Source organism: Nocardioides sp. NPDC087217, from assembly GCF_044744805.1.
GTDB lineage: Bacteria > Actinomycetota > Actinomycetes > Propionibacteriales > Nocardioidaceae > Nocardioides.
In genome coordinates this window covers 386,508-405,870 of the sequence record NZ_JBIUZB010000004.1, presented here as the reverse complement: position 1 = coordinate 405,870, position 19,363 = coordinate 386,508, and the positions used below count along the sequence as shown (strand labels likewise).

The following is a 19,363-nucleotide window of genomic DNA, read 5'->3' as shown; positions in this document are numbered from 1 at the left end:
TTTCAGGACTCAGGGACGATGTCGAGCTCGTCGAAGATCCGCTTGGTGACGTCGTTGACGTCACCCATGCCGTCGATCTCGTGGACCAGGCCGCGGCCCTTGTAGACCTCGATCAGCGGCGCGGTCTCCTCGAGGTAGACCTCCTGGCGGCGGCGGATGACGTCCTCGGTGTCGTCGGCGCGACCCTCGAGCTCGGCACGCTGCAGCAGCCGCTGCACGATCTCGTCCTTGTCGACCGTCAGCACGACCACCGCGTCCAGCGCGTGGCCGGTGTACTTGATCATCCCGTCGAGCTCTTCGACCTGCGCGAGCGTGCGCGGGTAGCCGTCGAGCAGGAATCCCTGGGCCGCGTCGGGCTCGTCGATCCGGTTGCGGACCATCAGGTTCGTGATCGTGTCCGGGACGTACTCTCCCTTGTCCATGTAGGACGCGGCCTCGACACCGAGGGGCGTGCCCTGGGAGACGTTGGCGCGGAAGATGTCGCCGGTCGAGATCGCCGGGATCTCGAAGTGCTCGGCGATGAACTTCGCCTGGGTGCCCTTACCGGCTCCCGGCGGGCCCATGATGATCAGTCTCATCGGAGGAACCCTTCATAGTTGCGCTGCTGGAGCTGGCTCTCGATCTGCTTCACCGTGTCGAGGGCGACGCCGACCATGATGAGGATCGAGGTGCCACCGAACGGGAAGTTCTGGTTCGCGTTGATGAGCGCCAGCGCGATCAGCGGGATGAGCGCAACCAGACCGAGGTAGAGCGAGCCCGGCAGTGTGATACGGGACAGAACGTAGGACAGGTAGTCCTCGGTCGGCTTCCCGGCCCGAATTCCAGGGATGAAGCCGCCGTACTTCTTCATGTTGTCGGCGACCTCCGGCGGGTTGAAGGTGATCGACACGTAGAAGTAGGTGAAGAAGATGATCAGCGCGAAGTACGTCGCCATGTAGACAGGGTGGTCGCCCTGGACGAAGTAGTTGTTGATCCAGTCGACCCACGCCGGCGGGTTCTGCGCGTTCTGGTTGAACTGCGCCGCCATCGCCGGCAGGTAGAGCAGCGACGAGGCGAAGATGACCGGGATGACACCGGCCTGGTTCACCTTGAGCGGGATGTACGTCGACGAGCCGCCGAACATCTTGCGACCGACCATGCGGCGCGCGTACTGGACCGGGATCCGGCGCTGGGCCTGCTCGATGAAGATGACCGCCGCCATGATCGCCAGACCGATGACGATCACGATCGCGAAGGTCCACCAGCCCTTGTCGTTCTTGACCGCCCACATGGTGGCCGGGAAGGTGGCGACGACCTGGGTGAAGATGAGGATCGACATACCGTTGCCGATGCCGCGCTCGGTGATGAGCTCACCGAGCCACATGATGACCGCGGTGCCGGCGGTCATGGTGATGACCATGACCAGGAAGGTGGCGGTGCCGTCGTCGTGCAGCAGCGGCTGGGTGCAGCCCTGGAGCAGGTCGCCGGAACGGGCCAGCGCGACGATGCCGGTGGCCTGCAGGACCGCGAGACCGAGGGTCAAGTAGCGGGTGTACTGCGTGATCTTCGTCTGTCCCGCCTGGCCCTCCTTCTTGAGGCGCTCGAGGCGAGGGATCACCACGACGAGAAGCTGCAGGATGATGCTCGCGGTGATGTACGGCATGATGCCGAGCGCGAAGATCGTCAACTGCAGCAGTGCGCCACCGGAGAAGAGATTGACCAGGTTGTAGAGGCCGGCGCTGTCACCGGTCTGAGCCGCGTCAAGACACTGCTGGACGTTCGCGACGTGAACGCCAGGAGCCGGGATCTGGGACCCAGCCCTGAAGATCACGACGATGAAGAGAACGAAGAGCAGCTTCTTGCGCAGGTCCGGAGTACGGAACGCTGATGCGAACGCGCCAAGCACGAATGGTTCCTCTTTCGACAATCAGGGGTCGCAGGGCCTGCGCCGATGCGAAAACCCGTGGCAGCCTAACAGCCCCCACGGCAGTTCTTGCACGTAGGGCTGAAACAGCGGGAGCGCGGTCGGGACCCCGAAGGGGCGACCCGGCCGCGCTCCCACGTGACAGGCTCTACGTTAGTAGAACTGTCAGAGAACCGTGACAGTTCCGCCAGCGGCCTCGATCTTCTCCTTGGCAGTGCCGGAGAAGGCGTTGGCGCTGATCTCGACCTTGACGGTCAGGTCACCCTGGCCCAGGACCTTGACCGGGTGGCCCTTGCGGACGGCACCCTTCTCGATCAGGGTCTCGGGGGTGACGACGCCACCCTCGGGGAAAAGCTCGTTGAGCTTGTCGAGGTTGACGACCTGGAACTCCACCTTGAAGGGGTTCTTGAAACCCTTCAGCTTGGGGAGTCGCATGTGCATCGGGGTCTGGCCACCCTCGAAGTAAGCGGGGACCTGGTAACGGGCCTTCGTGCCCTTGGTACCACGGCCGGCCGTCTTACCCTTGGACGCCTCACCACGACCCACACGGGTCTTGGCCTTCTTGGCACCGGGAGCCGGCGCCAGGTTGTGCACCTTGAGTGCCATATCAGTCGACCTCCTCGACCGTCACCAGGTGACGGACGGTCTGGACCATGCCGCGGATCTCCGGGCGGTCCTCCTTGACGACCACGTCGCCGATCCGCTTGAGACCGAGCGTACGCAGGGTGTCTCGCTGGTTCTGCTTGAGACCAACGAGGCCCTTCTTCTGCTGGACCTTCAGCTGCGCCATCAGGCCGACACCTCCACGGCGGGAGCCGTAGCCTCGGCCTGCGCCTTGAGCAGCGCGTCGGGGGCGACGTCCTCAACGGGGAGACCACGGCGGGCGGCGACAGCCTCAGGCGTCTCGAGCATCCTGAGGGCCTCCACCGTCGCGTGGACGATGTTGATCTGGTTGGACGAACCGAGCGACTTGCTCAGCACGTCGTGGATGCCGGCGCACTCCAGGACGGCGCGCACCGGACCACCGGCGATGACACCGGTACCAGGGGCGGCCGGACGAAGAAGGACCACACCAGCGGCCTTCTCACCCTGCACCGGGTGCGGGATCGTGCCCTGGATGCGGGGAACGCGGAAGAAGTGCTTCTTCGCTTCCTCGACACCCTTGGCGATCGCCGCGGGAACTTCCTTCGCCTTACCGTAGCCGACGCCGACCAGACCTTCACCGTCACCGACGATCACAAGGGCGGTGAAGCTGAAGCGACGACCACCCTTCACGACCTTGGCAACTCGGTTGATCGCGACGACCTTCTCGATGTAGGCGGTCTTGTCGGCGCTCTGGTTGCGACGGTCGTCGCGACCTCGGCGCTCGCCACCACGCTGTCCGCGCTGGGCTCCGCTCATCAGACTTTCCTCTTCTCTCGTTCGATCGTTGCGATCAGAAGGTCAGACCGGCCTCGCGCGCGCCATCGGCGAGCGCGGCGACACGGCCGTGGTACTTGTTGCCGGCACGGTCGAAGACGACGGTCTCCACCCCAGCGGCCTTGGCACGCGACGCAACCAGCTCGCCGACCTGCTTGGCCTTGGCGGTCTTGTCACCGGAGGCCGACCGCAGGTCGCCCTCGATGGTCGAAGCCGAGGCAAGCGTCTTGCCGGCCAGGTCGTCGACGACCTGGGCGGTGATGTGCTTGGCCGACCGGGTCACGACGAGGCGCGGGCGCTCCGGCGTACCCTCGATCTTCTTGCGACCGCGGGCCTGACGACGCAGGCGCGAGCGGACACGGGAAGCGGTGTGCTTGTTGTTCGACAGCGAGATGGCCATCACTTACCAGCCTTTCCGACCTTGCGGCGGATGTTCTCGCCGGCGTAACGAACGCCCTTGCCCTTGTAGGGCTCCGGCTTGCGCAGCTTGCGAATGTTGGCCGCGACCTCACCGACGAGCTGCTTGTCGATGCCGACGACACCGAGCTTGGTCGGACCGTCGGTGGTGAAGGTGATGCCCTCGGGCGCGTCGAAGACGATCGAGTGGGAGTAACCCAGCTGGAACTCCAGCTTGGTCGGGCCCTTCGACAGCACGCGGTAACCCACGCCGACGATCTCGAGCTTCTTCTCGTAGCCCTCGGTGACACCCAGGACCATGTTGTTGATCAGCGTGCGGGACAGGCCGTGGAGGGCCTTGTTGTCCCGGCTGTCGTCGGGGCGCTTGACGTCGAGGACGCCACGGCCCTCGTCGTCCTGGCCCTTCTCGACGGTGATCGGCTCGGCCACGGTGTGCGCCAGGGAGCCCTTGGGGCCCTTGACGCTCACGACCTGGCCGTCGATGGTGACGTCCACGCCGGCCGGAACCGGGACGGGGAGCTTGCCAATACGCGACATGTCTTCTCTCTCCCTTCCCTGATTACCAGACGTAGGCGAGGACTTCCCCACCTACGCCCTTCTTGTTCGCCTGGCGGTCGGTCAGCAGACCCTGGCTCGTCGAGATGATCGCGACGCCGAGGCCGCCGAGCACCTTCGGGAGACCGGTGTGCTTCGCGTAGACACGCAGACCGGGCTTGCTGATGCGGCGTACGCCGGCAATCGAGCGCTCACGGTTGCGGCCGTACTTGAGGGTGATCGACAGGGTCTTGCCGACCTGGCCCTCGGTGGGCTCCAGCACCTCGTACTTGGTGATGTAGCCCTCCTGCTGGAGGATCTCAGCGACGCCCTGCTTCAGCTTGCTGTACGGCATCGAAACCGCATCGTGGTACGCCTGGTTGGCGTTACGCAGACGAGTGAGCATGTCTGCGATCGGGTCAGTCATCGTCATTGGCCGAACGGCCCTTTCTCGTAGTGGTTTCCTCACGACACACAGTCATGAGGACCTTCAACGTCAGTGGTTGGAACGGTGATCGCTCACCAGGAGGACTTGGTGACGCCGGGCAGCTCGCCCCGGTGGGCCATCTCGCGCAGGCAGATACGGCACAGGCCGAACTTGCGGAACACAGCCTTCGGGCGGCCGCAGCGCTGGCAGCGGGTGTAACCGCGAACCGCAAACTTCGGCTTGCGGGCGGCCTTCACCTTGAGAGCGGTCTTCGCCATCTCAGTTCTCCTTGAACGGGAAGCCGAGCGCCTTGAGCAGCGCGCGACCCTGGTCGTCGTTGGTGGCAGTCGTCACGAGGGTGATGTCCATGCCCCGCGAGCGGTCGATCTTGTCCTGGTTGATCTCGTGGAACATGACCTGCTCGGTGAGACCGAAGGTGTAGTTGCCGTTGCCGTCGAACTGCTTGCCGTTGAGACCGCGGAAGTCCCTGATGCGGGGCAGCGCGAGCGAGAGCAGGCGGTCGAGGAACTCCCACATGCGGTCGCCGCGCAGCGTGACGTGCGCACCGATCGGCATGCCCTCACGCAGCTTGAACTGCGCGATGGACTTCTTCGCCTTGTTGATCAGCGGCTTCTGGCCGGTGATCGCGGTCAGGTCGTTGACAGCGCCCTCGATCAGCTTGGAGTCGCGAGCAGCCTCGCCCACACCCATGTTGACGACGATCTTGGTCAGACCGGGGATCTGCATGACATTCGGGATCTCGAACTCGGCCTGCAGGGCCGGGGCGATCTCCTCGCGGTACTTCGTCTTGAGGCGCGGGGCCACAGCGGTGTCGGTCATGATCAGATGTCCTTACCGGTCTTGCGCGAGATGCGAACGCTGCGCTCGGCGGCGTACGTCGACCCGTCGGGACGACGCTTCTGGACCGTCTCACGGCGGAAGCCGACGCGAACCGGCTCGCCACCCTCGAGCAGCTGGACGTTGGAAACGTGGATCGGGGCCTCGGTGTTCACGATGCCGCCGGTGGTGCCGGCGCGGCCGCCCTGGTCCTGGACCTTGGTGTGCTTCTTGACGAGGTTGATGCCCTCGACGATCACACGGTCCTCCTGGGTGAGGACAGCGATCACCTTGCCGGAGCCGCCCTTGTCCTTACCAGCGATCACCTTGACGGTGTCGCCCTTCTTGATGTGCGAGCGACCCATCACAGCACCTCCGGCGCGAGCGAGATGATCTTCATGAACTTCTTGTCGCGCAGCTCACGGCCGACAGGGCCGAAGATGCGGGTGCCTCGCGGCTCGCCGTCGTTCTTGAGAATGACGGCGGCGTTCTCGTCGAAGCGGATGTACGAGCCGTCAGCGCGGCGGCGCTCCTTGACGGTGCGCACGATGACGGCCTTGACGACGTCACCCTTCTTCACGTTGCCACCGGGGATAGCGTCCTTGACGGTGGCGACGATGGTGTCGCCGATGCCGGCGTAGCGACGACCGGAACCACCGAGCACACGAATGCAAAGGATCTCCTTCGCACCAGTGTTGTCGGCGACCTTGAGTCGCGACTCCTGCTGGATCATTACTTCTCCTTGTCGAGCTGGTTCTCAACCGCATCCAGGGCGGTCGAGCCTTGCCGAACGTAATGGGATTTGATGGGCACAGGCCCAGCGAACAATGGTCGCTGGACCTGCGCCCTTTGGTCAATTTGGCGACGTTTGCCGCCTGCCGGATCCGTCTCTTACGAGACGAGGATCACTTGGCGCGCTCGACGACCTCGACGAGGCGCCACCGCTTGGTGGCGGACAGCGGCCGGGTCTCCATGACCAGGACGCGGTCGCCGATGCCGGCGGTGTTCTGCTCGTCGTGAGCCTTGAGCTTGCTGCTACGGCGCATGACCTTGCCGTAGAGCGGGTGCTTCACGCGGTCCTCGACCTCGACGACGATGGTCTTGTCCATCTTGTCGCTGACGACGAGGCCCTCGCGCACCTTGCGCGTGTTGCGCTCGGTGGTGTCCGTGGTGGACTCAGCCATGATCAGGCCTCCTCGGTGGTCTCGGTGCCCGGGGCCACGCGGATGCCGAGCTCGCGCTCACGCACCACGGTGTAGATCCGGGCGATGTCCTTCTTGACGGTGCGGAGCCGACCGTGGCTCTCCAGCTGGCCGGTGGCCGCCTGGAACCGGAGGTTGAACAGCTCCTCCTTCGCCTCGCGCAGCTTCGCCTCGAGGTCGACGTCGGTGAGCTCGTCCAGCTCGAACGCCTGCAGGGAGTTAGCCATCAGAACTCACCAGCCTCTCGCGTGATGAAACGGCACTTCATGGGCAGCTTGTGGATCGCGCGGCGCATCGCCTCGCGGGCCGTGTTCTCGTCGACACCGGAGAGCTCGAACATGACGCGGCCCGGCTTGACGTTGGCGACCCACCACTCGGGCGAACCCTTACCGGAACCCATGCGGGTCTCGGCAGGCTTCTTGGTCAGCGGGACGTCGGGGTAGATGTTGATCCACACCTTGCCGCCTCGCTTGATGTGACGAGTCATCGCGATACGCGCTGCCTCGATCTGGCGGTTGGTCACGTAGTGACCCTCGATCGCCTGGATGCCGTAGTCACCGAAGGCCAGCTTCGTGCCACCCTTGGCCACGCCAGTGCGCTTCGGGTGGTGCTGCTTGCGGTGCTTGACGCGACGGGGCATCAGCATGGGTCAGCCCTCCTGGGACGTGGTCTCGGCGGCGGGAGCCTCAGCGGCAGCCGGCGCCTCAGTCTTCGCCGCGCGGTCAGCGCGGTTCGGGCGGTCACCACGGGAGCCACGCGACGGACGGTCGCCGCGGCCACCGCGACGGTCGTTGCCACCGCGACCCGGGACGCCCGCACGGGCGGCCTGGGCGGCCTGACGCTCGGCGCGCGATCCGGAGACCTCGCCCTTGTAGATCCAGACCTTCACGCCGATGCGGCCGAAGGTCGTGCGGGCCTCGTAGAAGCCGTAGTCGATGTCCGCGCGAAGGGTGTGCAGCGGCACGCGACCCTCGCGGTAGAACTCGGTACGCGACATCTCCGCGCCGTTCAGACGACCCGAGCACTGGATCCGGATGCCCTTGGCACCGGAGCGCATGGTGGTCTGCATGGCCTTGCGCATCGCGCGACGGAACTGCACGCGACCGCTGAGTTGCTCGGCGACACCCTGGGCGACCAGCTGAGCGTCGACCTCGGGGTTCTTGACCTCGAGGATGTTCAGCTGAACCTGCTTGCCGGTGAGCTTCTCCAGCTCGGTGCGGAGGCGGTCGGCCTCGGCGCCGCGGCGACCGATGACGATGCCGGGACGCGCGGTGTGGATGTCCACACGGACGCGGTCACGGGTGCGCTCGATCTCGACCTTGGCGATGCCGGCCCGCTCCATGCCCTTGCTGAGCAGCTTGCGGATCTTGACGTCCTCGCCGACGTACTCCTTGTACTGCTTGTCGGCGTACCAACGCGACTTGTGGTCGGTCGAGATGCCCAGGCGGAAGCCGTTCGGGTTGATCTTCTGACCCATTACTTCTTACCGCCCTTCTCGACGACGTCGGCCGGCTGCACGACCAGGGTGATGTGCGAGGTCCGCTTGTTGATGCGGGTCGCACGGCCCTGGGCGCGGGGACGCCAGCGCTTCATGGTCGGACCTTCGTCGACCATGGCGACCGAGACGACGAGGTCGTCACGGTCCAGACCCTCGGTCGTCACCGCGTTGGCGATGGCGCTCTCGAGAACCTTGTAAACAGTCTCGGAGGCTGCCTGCGGCGCGAACTGCAGCAGGGACAGAGCCTCGTCGACGGGCAGGCCGCGGACCAGGTCGACGACGCGGCGTGCCTTCAGCGGGGTGATCCGCACGAAGCGGGCACTCGCGAAGGCACCCGGCTGGTCGCCGAGCAGGGAGTCGCGGCGGGCGCTGATGCGCTGCCGTTCGGTGGTGGTCATCGACGGCGTCCCTTCCGGTCGTCCTTGATGTGACCCTTGAACGTGCGGGTCGGGGCGAACTCGCCCAGCTTGTGACCGACCATCGAGTCGGACACGAAGACCGGGACGTGCTTGCGACCGTCGTGCACCGCGATGGTGTGACCGATCATCTCGGGCACGATCATCGAGCGGCGCGACCAGGTCTTGATCACGTTGTGGGTGCCCTTCTCGTTCTCGGCGTCCACCTTCTTCTGAAGGTGGTCGTCGATGAAGGGGCCCTTCTTCAGGCTGCGAGGCATTGCTTACTTCCTACCCTTCCCGCTCTTACGGCGGCGGATGATCTGCGAGTCAGAGGCCTTGCGCTTACGCGTACGGCCCTCGGGCTTACCCCAGGGGCTGACCGGGTGACGGCCACCAGAGGTCTTACCCTCACCACCACCGTGCGGGTGGTCGACCGGGTTCATGACGACACCGCGGACGGTCGGGCGAACGCCCTTCCACCGCATACGGCCGGCCTTACCCCAGTTGATGTTGGACTGCTCGGCGTTGCCGACCTCACCGACGGTGGCGCGGCAGCGCACGTCGACGAAGCGCATCTCACCCGAAGGCATACGCAGCGTGGCCTTGGAGCCCTCACGAGCGACCAGCTGGGCGCTCATGCCGGCGGAGCGGGCGATCTTCGCGCCGCCACCCGGACGCAGCTCAACAGCGTGGATGGTGGTACCAACCGGGATGTTGCGCAGCGGGAGGTTGTTGCCGGGCTTGATGTCGGCGGTGGGACCGGACTCCACGACGGTGCCCTGGCTCACGCCGACGGGAGCGAGGATGTAGCGCTTCTCGCCGTCGAAGTAGTGCAGCAGGGCGATACGGGCGGTGCGGTTCGGGTCGTACTCGATGTGAGCGACCTTGGCCGGCACGCCGTCCTTGTCGTAGCGACGGAAGTCGATGATCCGGTAGGCCCGCTTGTGGCCACCACCCTTGTGGCGGGTGGTGATACGGCCCTGGTTGTTGCGGCCGCCCTTCTTGGGAAGGGGCACCGTCAGCGACTTCTCCGGCGTGGTCCGAGTGATCTCGGCGAAGTCGGCCACCGACGAGCCACGACGGCCCGGGGTGGTCGGCTTGTACTTACGAATAGCCATGTTCAGTCAGTCCTTCTCACGCGCCGAAGATGTCGATGCGGTCGCCCTCAGCCAGGGAGACGATCGCGCGCTTGGTGTCGGGGCGCTTGCCCAGGCCGTAACGCGTACGACGGGCCTTGCCCTTGCGGTTGATCGTGTTGACCGAGGTCACCTTGACGTCGAACACCTTCTCGACCGCGATCTTGATCTCGGTCTTGTTCGCGTCGGGGCGAACGATGAAGGTGTACTTGTTCTGGTCGAGGAGGCCGTAGCTCTTCTCGGAGACCACCGGCGCGATCAGGATGTCGCGGGGGTCGTAGTGCAGCGTGCTCACTTGTCGGCCTCCTTCTTCTTGCCGGCCTCAACGAAACCAGCCGCGATGGCGTCCTCGGCGGACTTGAAGTAGAACTCCGCCTTGGTGGACTCGTACCAACGGCCGCCCGGGGCGTGGAACTTCTTGTCCTTGCCCTTGACGTTGCCCTTGATGTCGAAGCCCTCGGGGGCCGAGCCGTCCTCGAGCGGCGCGACAGCGCCCTCGGGGAGGTCGATCTCCTTGGCGGGCTCGACGGCAGCCTCCTTGATCGCGTCCTTCTCGACCTCACCGATGGTGACGGTCTCCTTGGCGGCGACGACCGGCTTGCCCGAGATGAAGACCTCGAAGGCCGGCTTGGAGAAGACGACGTCGTCGGAGACGAGGACGTCGTAGGTGTTGAGCTGGTCGGCCCAGAGCAGGTGCACCTCAGGGGCGTTGCGCAGGCTCAGCGCGGCGACGGACTCGGAGCGGTCCAGGACGACGAGGTAACGCTTGACGTCCGAGATCGCCTTGAGGGCGGTCAGCGCGGTCTTGGTCGAGGGCGCCTCGAGGGTGAACTCGGCCACGTGGATCTGGCCGGCACGAGCCCGGTCGGAGAGGGCACCGCGGAGGGCGGCAGCCTTCATCTTCTTGGGGGTGCGCTGGCTGTAGTCACGCGGCTGCGGGCCGTGGACGGTGCCACCACCGGCGAACTGCGGCGCGCGGGTCGAACCCTGACGGGCGCGACCGGTGCCCTTCTGCTTGTAGGGCTTGCGTCCACCGCCGCGGACCTCGCCGCGGGTCTTGGTGGAGTGCGTGCCCTGGCGCGCAGCGGCCTGCTGCGCGACGACGACCTGGTGGATCAGCGGGATGTTGACCTCAACATCGAAGATCTCAGCCGGGAAGTCGACCTTGACAGTCTTGATAGCCATGATCAGGCCTCCAGCTTCTTAGCAGCCGAGCGGAGGACCACGAGGCCACCCTTGGGGCCAGGAATGGCGCCCTTGACCAGGATGAGGCCCTTCTCGGTGTCGACGGCGTGCACGGTCAGGTTCTGGGTGGTGACGGTGTCAGTACCCATGTGACCGGCCATGCGGACGCCCTTGAACACGCGACCCGGGGTGGCGCAAGCGCCGATCGATCCCGGCTTGCGGTGGTTGCGGTGGGCACCGTGGGAGGCACCGACACCGGAGAAGCCGTGACGCTTCATGGTGCCCGCGAAACCCTTGCCCTTCGAGGTGCCCGTCACGTCGATCTCCTCGCCGATGGCGAAGGTGTCGACGGGGAGCTCCTGGCCGGCGGAGTACGACGCGGCGTCGGCGGTGCGGATCTCGGCCAGGTGGCGGCGCGGCGTGGTGCCGGCCTTCTCGAACTGGCCGGCGCCCGGCTTGTTCACCTTGCGGCCGTCGATCTCGCCGTAGCCGATCTGCACGGCGTTGTAGCCGTCGGCCTCGGGGGTGCGGACCTGGGTCACGACGTTGGTGTTCGCCGCGATGACGGTCACGGGGACGACGACGTTGTTCTCGTCCCACAGCTGGGTCATGCCGAGCTTGGTGCCCAGGAGACCCTTCACGTTGCGTTCGATCGTCATGTCGTCAACCTCAGAGCTTGATCTCGATGTCGACACCAGCAGGCAGGTCGAGCCGCATGAGGGAGTCAACAGTCTTCGGGGTCGGGTCGATGATGTCGATGAGGCGCTTGTGGGTGCGCATCTCGAAGTGCTCGCGCGAGTCCTTGTACTTGTGGGGCGAGCGGATGACGCAGTACACGTTCTTCTCGGTCGGCAGCGGCACCGGGCCGGCGACCTTGGCACCCGTACGGGTGACCGTGTCCACGATCTTTCGCGCCGAGGTGTCGATCACCTCGTGGTCATAGGCCTTGAGCCTGATGCGGATCTTCTGTCCCGCCATCTGTCTCTCTCGTCCTTCTTGGTCAGCGTGCCGCGTGCTACAGGCTTCCTCCGGCTGAGTCGGCCCGGTTGCTCACCTCTGGCTCCGACCCCCGCGGTCGGGCGTGTCGCTTATTTTCCACAAGCGAACGCCGAGTTCTCGACGGGACTTTCACCATCAGCTTCACTGGAACCACGCCTTCGGGATGGGCACACGGCGACCACAGACCACATCCGGACAGGCTGATCAGCCTGCTCAGGTGACGCGATTCAGTAGTCAAGGTGTGCGCACCCCAGCGAACAGTTCACCGGAGCAACCAGAGAATCTTGTCACGCGTACGCAGGTGGCTCCAAATCAACGATGTCGTCTGGGTCGCTCTGAGAGGATGCCCCCAACCGAGCGAGTTCGCCGGTCGTCGCGACGAGGAGCATCCAGATGTCAGGAGTGTGGCCACCCCCACCGGGTGAGCAACCTCACCAGGGCGCGGCGAACCCGTCGACCCCACCCCCGCCGGGCCAGCCGGTGCAGTCCCAGCCGGTGCAACCGGCGTGGGCCCAGCCGCTGCCGCCGGCCCACAAGCCGGGAGCGATCCCGCTGCGTCCGTTGGGCCTCGGCGACATGCTCGACGGCGCCTTCCGGCTCGTACGCTTCAACCCCGGCGCCACGGTCGGCGCCTCGGTCCTCGTGGCGGCGGTCGCGATGGCCATCCCGTTGGGCGTGACCGCGGCGATGACCATCACCGGCGACAGCCTGGAGTGGTTCGGGACGACCATCGAGGACCCGAACTACTCGCCCGGTGGCTCCGAGATCATCGGCGTGCTGGTGGCCTTCGGTTCCTTCTTCCTCGGCTCGGTCCTGCAGGCGATCGGCGCGATCCTGGTGGCCGGGATGATCTCCCACGTCGCCCATGCCGCCGCGATCGGCCGCAAGCTCACCCTCGCGCAGGCGTGGGCGGCGACCCACGGCAACCGCTGGCGGCTGATCGGGCTGGCACTGCTGAGCGCGGTGACCTTCACCCTGGTCCTGGCGATCGCGGCGACTCCCGTGGTGGTGCTCGCGCTCGTCGTCGACAGCCCCGTCCCGGCGATCCTGGTCGGCATCCTGATGTTCCTGCTGCTGATCGTGGCCGTCCTCTTCCTGACGGTGCGGCTCTACCTGCTCGCGGTGCCGGCGCTGATGCTGGAGAGCACCGGTGTCTTCGGCGCCATCGGACGGGCCTGGAAGCTGTCGGCGAGGCAGTTCTGGCGGCTCTTCGGGATCTGGCTGCTGGCCGCGATCATCGTCGGCTTCGCTTCCCAGATCGTCGCCTTCCCGATCAGCCTGGTCGCCAGCGTCGTGGGCATCGTCCAGCCGGACCTCTACTTCCTGGCGACCATCGCCGGCAGCGCCGTCTCCACCGTGGTCTCCGCTGCGATCGTGACCCCGTTCAGCGGCGCGGTGACCAACCTGCAGTATCTCGACCAGCGCATCCGCAAGGAGTCCTACGAGGTCGAGCTGATGGAGCAGGCCGGGCTGCTGAGCAGATGATCCTCCTCCAACAGACCCCTCCCCTGGCGCCGACGCCCGAGGAGGGTCGCTCCTGGCTTCGGCGCGAACTGGCCGACCCGGAGTACCACGACCTCGACCTCATCGAGCGGATCCTGCGCTGGATCGAGCGCACCCTGTCCGACGGCCTGCCGTCGGTCGGCGACGTGCCCTGGGCCCAGACCGTCGCCGCGATGGTCGTCTTCGCGGCGCTCCTGGTAGGGATCGGCCTGCTGGTCTCGCGGGCCCGGCGCAGCCCTCGGGTCGCCCGCGACCGCAACGGCGACGTCCTCACCGACGAGTCGCTCTCCGCGGCCGCGCTCCGGGCGCGGGCCGAGGCTGCGTACGCCTCAGGGGATCACGGCGCCGCGGTCATCGACGGGTTCCGGGCCCTGGCCCGGCGACAGGTCGAGCGCGGCCGGCTCGCGGAGGACCCTGGGCTGACCGCCGCCGAGGTCGCCGCGAGCCTGGAGCGGGAGATGTCGCTCGAGGGCCGCGCCGGGCAGGCCGCGGAACTGTTCAACGAGGTGCTCTACGGCCACCACCCCGCCACGCGTGAGCAGGCCGAAGGCGTACTCGCTCTCGAGCAGGAGCTGGCGGTGGCGCGATGAGCACGCAGGCCGCGACGAGCCCGGCAGAGGCGACCACCGGACGATCGGGCTGGTTCCGACGGAACCGGCCGCTTCTGATCGTCGCGCTGGCGTTCGTGATCGCGGTCGTGCTGGCGTACATCGCGACGCCGAAGGGTGGGGAGTCCTTTGCGGCGTACGACCCCGAGAGCCCCGACCCCGACGGCACCCGGGCGCTGGTCGAGGTGCTCGAGGACCACGGTGTCGAGGTCGAGATCGTCCGCTCGTCGAGGCGCCTGGAGAGCACCGAGATCGGGCGGAACACAACGGTCTTCGTGACCGGCACCGACGCGCTCGGCGAGGACACCGCCTCCCGGCTGCGCGAGCGCACCGACGATGCCGCCGGGCTGATCCTGGCCGAGCCCGCCCCCTACGTGTCAGCGATGCTCGGCATCCCCTATGCGGTCGCCCAGACGCCCGAGAAGGTCGAGGCGGCCTGCGACGACCCGCGCTGGGAAGGGCTCAGCATCCAGGCCGATGCGGTCACCGCGTACGACACCGGCTCCTGCTTCACGCACGAGGGCGGCGCGGTGCTGGCGCCCGCGGAGGGGCTCACCGTCTGGGGCGCGCCGCAGGTGCTGACCAACGACCAGATCCTGCGGGCGGACAACGCGGCGGTGGCGCTGCGGCTGCTGGGCGAGAACGACCACCTGGTCTGGTACGTCCCCTCCTTCGAGGACCTCGCGCCCGACGAGGCCCACTCCCCCAGCTCGCTGCTCCCGCGCTGGATCAAGCCGGCCCTGTGGCTCCTGCTGCTCGCGGTCGTCGCCTTCGCCATCGCCCGCGGGCGGCGGCTGGGTCCACTGGCGGTCGAGCCGTTGCCCGTCCACGTCCGGGCCGGGGAGACGACCCGCAGCCTGGGTCGGCTCTACCGCCGTTCCGGCGACCGCACCCACGCCGCGACGACACTGCGTCAGGCCGCTCGCACCCGCCTCGCCCGGCGGCTGCGGCTGGGGCGCGACGTCACCCCGGAGGCCGTCGTACGCGCCGTCGTCCAGCACACAGGGCGACCCGATCTCGAGGTCGCCGCGCTGCTCACCGACGCCCCCATCGAGAACGACCAAGACCTGATCACGCTGGCCAACGCGCTGGCTGCCCTTGAGGAAGAGGTACGACACCCATGACCCAATCCGAGACCATCGCCAACGTGTCGCCCGATGGCGCACGGGAGCGGCTCACCGCGGTCCGGGCCGAGGTCGCCAAGGCGGTCGTCGGGCAGGACGCCGCGGTCTCCGGGCTGCTGGTCGCGCTGGTGTGCGGCGGCCACGTGCTCATGGAGGGCGTACCCGGCACCGCGAAGACCCTGCTGGTGCGGTCGCTGTCGGCGGCGCTCTCGGTCGAGACCCGCCGGGTGCAGTTCACCCCCGACCTGATGCCCGGCGACATCACCGGGTCGATGGTGGTCGAGTCCTCCCACGGCGAGCTCACCTTCCGGGAGGGGCCGGTCTTCACCAACCTGCTCCTGGCCGACGAGATCAACCGCACCCCGCCGAAGACGCAGTCGGCGCTGCTCGAGGCGATGGAGGAGGGCCAGGTCTCGGTCGACGGGGTCACCCGCGCGCTGCCGCGCCCGTTCCTGGTGGCCGCGACCCAGAACCCGATCGAGTACGAGGGCGTCTACCCGCTCCCCGAGGCCCAGCTGGACCGCTTCCTGCTGAAGGTCGTCCTCCCGGTGCCCTCGCGCTCCGACGAGGTGCAGATCCTCAACCGGCACGCCTCCGGCTTCGACCCGCGCGACGTCGCCGGCGCCGGGGTCACGGCGGTCGCCTCGGGCGCCGACATCGAGGCCGCGCGCCAGCACGTCGGCTCCGTCCAGGTGTCTCCCGAGGTCACCGGCTACATCGTCGACATCGCCCGGGCGACCCGCGAGTCCCCGTCGCTGTCGGCCGGGGTCTCCCCGCGAGGGGCCACCGCGTTGCTCCGCTCCGCGCGCGCCTGGGCCTGGCTCGCGGGCCGCGACTTCGTGACTCCCGACGACGTGAAGTCGCTCGCCCACGCCACGCTCGCCCATCGCCTGGCCCTGCGCCCCGAGGCCGAGCTCGAGGGCGTCCAGGTCTCCCAGGTCCTCTCCTCCGCCATCGGCGCTGTCCCCGTCCCGCGATGACCATCACCTGGCGGGTCACGCTGCTGATGCTCGCCGGCATCGTCCCGGTCGTGCTGAGGCCGACTGCCGGGACGGCGGCGATGTGGATCCTGCTCGTGGTGGTGCTGGCCCTGCTCGACGTACTCCTGGCGCCGAAGCCGGCGACCCTGGAGATCAGCAGGGCTCCGCTCGGCGGGATCAGGCTGGGCGAGTCGACGACGTCGGAGCTGGTGGTCCGCTCCCCCGCCCGCGGCTTCCGGGCCTTGGTGCGCGATGCCTGGCAGCCCACCGCAGGCGCCGGTCACAACCGGCATCGAATCCGGCTCGGTCGCGGCGACAGCACCAGGCTGCGTACGCCGCTGCAGCCGCGGCGCCGCGGGGATCTGCGGGCGTTGGGCGTGACGGTGAGGACGTACGGGCCCCTGGGTCTCGGCGCCCGGCAGCGCACGATCCCGGTGGAGGGCTCGGTGCGGGTGCTGCCCGCCTTCGAGTCGCGCAAGCACCTGCCGTCGCGGCTTCAGCGTCTGCGCGAGCTCGACGGCCGGGCCGCTGTGCGGGTGCGCGGGCAGGGGACGGAGTTCGACTCGCTGCGGGAGTACGTCCGCGGTGACGACGTACGCTCCATCGACTGGCGCACCACCGCCCGCTCCCGCACGGTCGTGGTCCGCACCTGGCAGCCGGAGCGGGACCGCCGCGTGGTGCTCGTGCTCGACACCTCCCGCACCTCGGCGGGCCGGATCGAGGGCGCCGGCGGCGGCGTGCCACGGCTCGACTCCGCGATGGATGCGGGGCTCCTGCTCGCCGCCATCGCGTCTCGGGCAGGCGACCGGATCGACTTCATCGCCGGCGACCTGCGCGTACGCTCCCGGGTCCGGCTCGCCGGCCAGCGCGACGTCACCCAGCGGCTGCAGGAGACGATGGCCGACCTCGAGCCGGTCATCGCCGAGGCCGACTGGTCCAACCTCGCCGGCGCGGTCGCCGGCCTCGGCCGTCACCGCGCGCTCGTCGTCCTGCTGACCCCCCTCGACCCGCACGCGATCGAGGAGTCGCTCCTCCCTGTCCTCCCGGTCCTGACCCAGCACCACCGGGTCGTCATCGCCTCCGTCCGCGACCCCGAGCTCGAGGCCACCGCCGCCTCCCGCGACACCCTCGAGGACGTGTACGCCGCGGCCGCCGCCGAGCAGACCCTTCGCCGCCGCGACCACACCGCCGCCATGCTCCGCACCCTCGGCGTCGACGTCGTCGACGCCGACGCCGAGTCCCTCCCGCCCGCTCTCGCCGACCACTACCTGCAGCTCAAGGCCACCGGTCAGCTCTAGGACTGGGTGGCGACCCTGTCCTCGAGGAGGCGGTCGTCGATGTCGCCGGTCTCACCGTGGGAGGCGGCGGCGCGGCCGACGATGAAGACGTACGCGAAGAAGGCGAGCTCGGCGAGGATGCCGATGCCGACGCGGGCCCAGGTGGGTAGGGGTGAGGGGGTGACGAAGGCTTCGATGATGCCGGAGATCAGGAGCACGACGATGAGACCGAGGGCGATGCCGGCGGCAGTGCGGCCCTCACGGGCCATCGACTGCCCGCGGGTCAGCGAGCCGGGGTCGATCCAGGACCAGAAGATACGCAGCCCGACGGCGCCGGCGACGAAGACGGCGGTCAACTCCAGCAACCCGTGAGGAAGGATCAGCCCCCAGAAGAGGCCGCCGCGGTCGTGGCGGTGCATCAGGGTGCCGAGGATCGCCAGGTTGGAGATGTTCTGGAACATGGAGTAGATCACCGGCAGCCCGAGCACACCCAGGGCGATGCAGATGAACGAGACCCAGACGTTGTTGACCCAGACCTGGGTGGCGAACGATGACGCCGCGTGCTCGCTGTAGTAGCCCTCGATGTCGTGCTCGACCAGCTGCTTGACCTGCTCCGGCCCGAGCAACGACTGCTCGACCTCCGGGTGGCGCAGCAGCCACCAGATCATGACCGCGGTGACCACGATGTTGGCCACCATCATTCCCAGCCACCACCAGCGCAGGCGGTAGAGCGCGGCCGGGAACCGATGCGTGAAGAACCGCAGGAAACCCGACCAGGTGCTCGTCCGGGTGCCGGTGGTGCGGTTGCGGGCAGCAGCCAGCAGCACCGAGAGATGCTGGACGGCCGTCGGGTCGGGGGCGTTGCTGCGTACGACCGAGAGCTGGGTGCTCACCCGCTGATAGAGCTCGACCAGCTCGTCTGCCTGGGCGCCGCTCAGCCGGCGCTCGGCCAGCAGCTGCTCGAGCCTGGTCCGGTCGGCGGCGGTAGCGGCCAGATACGCGTCGAGATCCACGCCCGCAGCGTACGCTGACCGCCATGACCTCCGCGCCGCAATCGCCCGAGCGACGCCCGCAGGAGCAGCGCCCCCAGGAACGGGAACTGCTCACCGACGACGACCTGATCACCGGAGACGCGGTCGCCCTCGACCTGCCGGCCGCCGGGCTGGGGATGCGGTTGCTGTCGGGCCTCATCGACGTGATCGTGGTGATGGCGCTGCTGATCGTGACGCTGTTCGTCTTCATGACCGCCGCTCCCGCGACCGACGAGGCCCTGGCCTGGGCTGCCTACATCGCGGCCACCGCCTCGGTCCTCGTGGTCTTCCCGACGGCCATCGAGACGCTCACCCGTGGGCGCTCGCTCGGCAAGCTCGCGCTCGGTCTCCGTACGGTGCGCGACGACGGCGGGGCGATCAGCTTCCACCATGCGTTCGTACGCGCCCTGATCGGCGTCGTCGAGATCTACGCCACCAGCGGCGCCGCCGCGTTCCTCACCGCGATGATCCACCCGCGCGGCAAGCGACTGGGCGACATCGCGGCCGGGACGTACGTCATCCGCGTGCGGGTGCCGCTGCGTCCCCCGGCACCGATCCAGATGCCCCCGGGGCTCGCCGCCTGGGCCTCTCGCGCGGACGTCGCCACCATCCCGGTCGGCCTGTCCCTGGCGGTGCGACGGTTCCTCTCCGGCGAGGTCGGCACCTACACCGACCCGGTCCGCCGCCACGCTCTCGCCGAGCGCCTGGCGACCCACATGCAGACGTACGTCGCCCCGGGCCCACCGCCGGGCACCCCGCCGGAGGCCTACCTGGCTGCCGTGCTCGCCACCCGGAGGGATCGTGATGCAGCGAGGCTGGCTCGCGACGAGGAGCTCCGGGCGCGGCTGACGGCTCGCGGCTAGCGCCCCGTCGGGGTAGTCCGGG

General features: G+C 67.9%; 30 protein-coding genes. 6 read left to right on the top strand and 24 right to left on the bottom strand.

Features of this window, described 5'->3' with window-relative positions:
* Positions 1–2: 2 nt before the first annotated feature.
* The 23 genes from ACIO3S_RS20120 to rpsJ all read right to left on the bottom strand — a co-directional run bounded on the left by ACIO3S_RS20120 (position 3) and on the right by rpsJ (position 11,934).
* Positions 3–578, bottom strand: coding sequence for an adenylate kinase (locus tag ACIO3S_RS20120; protein ID WP_400467380.1), 576 nt, complete (start codon positions 576–578; stop codon positions 3–5).
* Complete coding sequence (secY, locus tag ACIO3S_RS20115) at positions 575–1,885, bottom strand: preprotein translocase subunit SecY (protein ID WP_160027016.1); 1,311 nt, start codon at positions 1,883–1,885, stop codon at positions 575–577. The genes ACIO3S_RS20120 and secY overlap by 4 nt, the downstream gene beginning before the upstream one ends.
* Before the next feature lie 183 nt (positions 1,886–2,068).
* Complete coding sequence (gene rplO / locus ACIO3S_RS20110) at positions 2,069–2,509, bottom strand: 50S ribosomal protein L15 (protein WP_091052397.1); 441 nt, start codon at positions 2,507–2,509, stop codon at positions 2,069–2,071.
* 1 nt (position 2,510) lies between these two features.
* Positions 2,511–2,693 carry a 50S ribosomal protein L30 gene (rpmD, locus tag ACIO3S_RS20105; protein ID WP_008361029.1) on the bottom strand — a complete coding sequence of 61 codons (183 nt, stop codon included), beginning with the start codon at positions 2,691–2,693 and terminating at the stop codon, positions 2,511–2,513.
* Positions 2,693–3,304, bottom strand: a complete 612-nt coding sequence (rpsE, locus tag ACIO3S_RS20100) for a 30S ribosomal protein S5 (protein WP_160027014.1) — start codon at positions 3,302–3,304, stop codon at positions 2,693–2,695. The genes rpmD and rpsE overlap by 1 nt, the downstream gene beginning before the upstream one ends.
* 34 nt (positions 3,305–3,338) lie before the next feature.
* Positions 3,339–3,722, bottom strand: coding sequence for a 50S ribosomal protein L18 (gene rplR / locus ACIO3S_RS20095; RefSeq protein ID WP_008361025.1), 384 nt, complete (start codon positions 3,720–3,722; stop codon positions 3,339–3,341).
* A complete protein-coding gene (gene rplF / locus ACIO3S_RS20090; RefSeq protein WP_378817831.1) occupies positions 3,722–4,276 on the bottom strand; it encodes a 50S ribosomal protein L6 in 555 nt (184 codons plus the stop codon). Before rplF ends, rplR begins: the two co-directional genes overlap by 1 nt.
* Positions 4,277–4,298: 22 nt before the next feature.
* Entirely contained in the window at positions 4,299–4,706 is a 408-nt protein-coding gene (gene rpsH, locus ACIO3S_RS20085) for a 30S ribosomal protein S8 (RefSeq protein ID WP_040755997.1), read from the bottom strand.
* Between the two features lie 86 nt (positions 4,707–4,792).
* Entirely contained in the window at positions 4,793–4,978 is a 186-nt protein-coding gene (locus ACIO3S_RS20080) for a type Z 30S ribosomal protein S14 (protein WP_017932844.1), read from the bottom strand.
* 1 nt (position 4,979) lies between these two features.
* A complete protein-coding gene (rplE, locus tag ACIO3S_RS20075; RefSeq protein WP_091052391.1) occupies positions 4,980–5,540 on the bottom strand; it encodes a 50S ribosomal protein L5 in 561 nt (186 codons plus the stop codon).
* A gap of 2 nt (positions 5,541–5,542) precedes the next feature.
* Positions 5,543–5,902: a 50S ribosomal protein L24 gene (gene rplX, locus ACIO3S_RS20070; RefSeq protein WP_141806214.1), complete on the bottom strand. Its 360-nt coding sequence runs from the start codon at positions 5,900–5,902 to the stop codon at positions 5,543–5,545.
* Positions 5,902–6,270 carry a 50S ribosomal protein L14 gene (rplN, locus tag ACIO3S_RS20065; protein WP_008361015.1) on the bottom strand — a complete coding sequence of 123 codons (369 nt, stop codon included), beginning with the start codon at positions 6,268–6,270 and terminating at the stop codon, positions 5,902–5,904. Before rplN ends, rplX begins: the two co-directional genes overlap by 1 nt.
* Positions 6,271–6,442: 172 nt before the next feature.
* Positions 6,443–6,721 (bottom strand): 30S ribosomal protein S17, encoded by a 279-nt coding sequence (gene rpsQ, locus ACIO3S_RS20060; RefSeq protein WP_091052388.1) that lies wholly within the window; start codon positions 6,719–6,721, stop codon positions 6,443–6,445.
* Positions 6,722–6,723: 2 nt separating this feature from the next.
* Complete coding sequence (gene rpmC, locus ACIO3S_RS20055; protein WP_008361011.1) at positions 6,724–6,966, bottom strand: 50S ribosomal protein L29; 243 nt, start codon at positions 6,964–6,966, stop codon at positions 6,724–6,726.
* Complete coding sequence (gene rplP / locus ACIO3S_RS20050) at positions 6,966–7,385, bottom strand: 50S ribosomal protein L16 (protein WP_008361009.1); 420 nt, start codon at positions 7,383–7,385, stop codon at positions 6,966–6,968. The genes rpmC and rplP overlap by 1 nt, the downstream gene beginning before the upstream one ends.
* Before the next feature lie 3 nt (positions 7,386–7,388).
* Positions 7,389–8,216, bottom strand: a complete 828-nt coding sequence (gene rpsC / locus ACIO3S_RS20045; RefSeq protein WP_008361007.1) for a 30S ribosomal protein S3 — start codon at positions 8,214–8,216, stop codon at positions 7,389–7,391.
* Positions 8,216–8,635: a 50S ribosomal protein L22 gene (gene rplV / locus ACIO3S_RS20040; RefSeq protein WP_160027010.1), complete on the bottom strand. Its 420-nt coding sequence runs from the start codon at positions 8,633–8,635 to the stop codon at positions 8,216–8,218. Before rplV ends, rpsC begins: the two co-directional genes overlap by 1 nt.
* Positions 8,632–8,913, bottom strand: coding sequence for a 30S ribosomal protein S19 (gene rpsS, locus ACIO3S_RS20035; RefSeq protein WP_008361004.1), 282 nt, complete (start codon positions 8,911–8,913; stop codon positions 8,632–8,634). Before rpsS ends, rplV begins: the two co-directional genes overlap by 4 nt.
* 3 nt (positions 8,914–8,916) lie before the next feature.
* Entirely contained in the window at positions 8,917–9,753 is an 837-nt protein-coding gene (gene rplB, locus ACIO3S_RS20030) for a 50S ribosomal protein L2 (protein WP_160027008.1), read from the bottom strand.
* 16 nt (positions 9,754–9,769) lie between these two features.
* Entirely contained in the window at positions 9,770–10,066 is a 297-nt protein-coding gene (gene rplW / locus ACIO3S_RS20025) for a 50S ribosomal protein L23 (RefSeq protein ID WP_008360999.1), read from the bottom strand.
* A complete protein-coding gene (gene rplD / locus ACIO3S_RS20020) occupies positions 10,063–10,956 on the bottom strand; it encodes a 50S ribosomal protein L4 (RefSeq protein ID WP_160027006.1) in 894 nt (297 codons plus the stop codon). The genes rplW and rplD overlap by 4 nt, the downstream gene beginning before the upstream one ends.
* Positions 10,957–10,958: 2 nt before the next feature.
* Positions 10,959–11,615 (bottom strand): 50S ribosomal protein L3, encoded by a 657-nt coding sequence (rplC, locus tag ACIO3S_RS20015; protein WP_091052379.1) that lies wholly within the window; start codon positions 11,613–11,615, stop codon positions 10,959–10,961.
* A 10-nt stretch (positions 11,616–11,625) separates the two neighbouring features.
* Positions 11,626–11,934 (bottom strand): 30S ribosomal protein S10, encoded by a 309-nt coding sequence (gene rpsJ / locus ACIO3S_RS20010; protein ID WP_008360994.1) that lies wholly within the window; start codon positions 11,932–11,934, stop codon positions 11,626–11,628.
* A 414-nt stretch (positions 11,935–12,348) separates the two neighbouring features.
* Here rpsJ and ACIO3S_RS20005 point away from each other — a divergent pair, with 414 nt between their 5' ends.
* From ACIO3S_RS20005 to ACIO3S_RS19985, 5 genes are read left to right on the top strand one after another with little or no spacing between them, the layout of a single operon-like run.
* Positions 12,349–13,440 (top strand): hypothetical protein, encoded by a 1,092-nt coding sequence (locus ACIO3S_RS20005; RefSeq protein ID WP_400467366.1) that lies wholly within the window; start codon positions 12,349–12,351, stop codon positions 13,438–13,440.
* Positions 13,437–14,048, top strand: coding sequence for a DUF4129 domain-containing protein (locus tag ACIO3S_RS20000; RefSeq protein WP_400467363.1), 612 nt, complete (start codon positions 13,437–13,439; stop codon positions 14,046–14,048). The genes ACIO3S_RS20005 and ACIO3S_RS20000 overlap by 4 nt, the downstream gene beginning before the upstream one ends.
* Entirely contained in the window at positions 14,045–15,190 is a 1,146-nt protein-coding gene (locus tag ACIO3S_RS19995) for a DUF4350 domain-containing protein (RefSeq protein ID WP_400467360.1), read from the top strand. Before ACIO3S_RS20000 ends, ACIO3S_RS19995 begins: the two co-directional genes overlap by 4 nt.
* Positions 15,187–16,170: a MoxR family ATPase gene (locus ACIO3S_RS19990; protein ID WP_160026998.1), complete on the top strand. Its 984-nt coding sequence runs from the start codon at positions 15,187–15,189 to the stop codon at positions 16,168–16,170. Before ACIO3S_RS19995 ends, ACIO3S_RS19990 begins: the two co-directional genes overlap by 4 nt.
* Complete coding sequence (locus ACIO3S_RS19985; protein ID WP_400467356.1) at positions 16,167–17,468, top strand: DUF58 domain-containing protein; 1,302 nt, start codon at positions 16,167–16,169, stop codon at positions 17,466–17,468. The genes ACIO3S_RS19990 and ACIO3S_RS19985 overlap by 4 nt, the downstream gene beginning before the upstream one ends.
* Here the strand turns inward: ACIO3S_RS19985 and ACIO3S_RS19980 are convergent.
* Positions 17,465–18,460, bottom strand: coding sequence for a stage II sporulation protein M (locus ACIO3S_RS19980; protein ID WP_400467353.1), 996 nt, complete (start codon positions 18,458–18,460; stop codon positions 17,465–17,467). The two genes, ACIO3S_RS19985 and ACIO3S_RS19980, sit on opposite strands and share 4 nt — an antisense overlap.
* Before the next feature lie 23 nt (positions 18,461–18,483).
* Between ACIO3S_RS19980 and ACIO3S_RS19975 the strand changes: the two genes are divergently transcribed.
* The gene (locus tag ACIO3S_RS19975; RefSeq protein WP_400467350.1) at positions 18,484–19,341 is read left to right on the top strand and encodes an RDD family protein; all 858 of its coding nucleotides are present in this window, start codon (positions 18,484–18,486) and stop codon (positions 19,339–19,341) included.
* Positions 19,342–19,363: the final 22 nt, after the last annotated feature.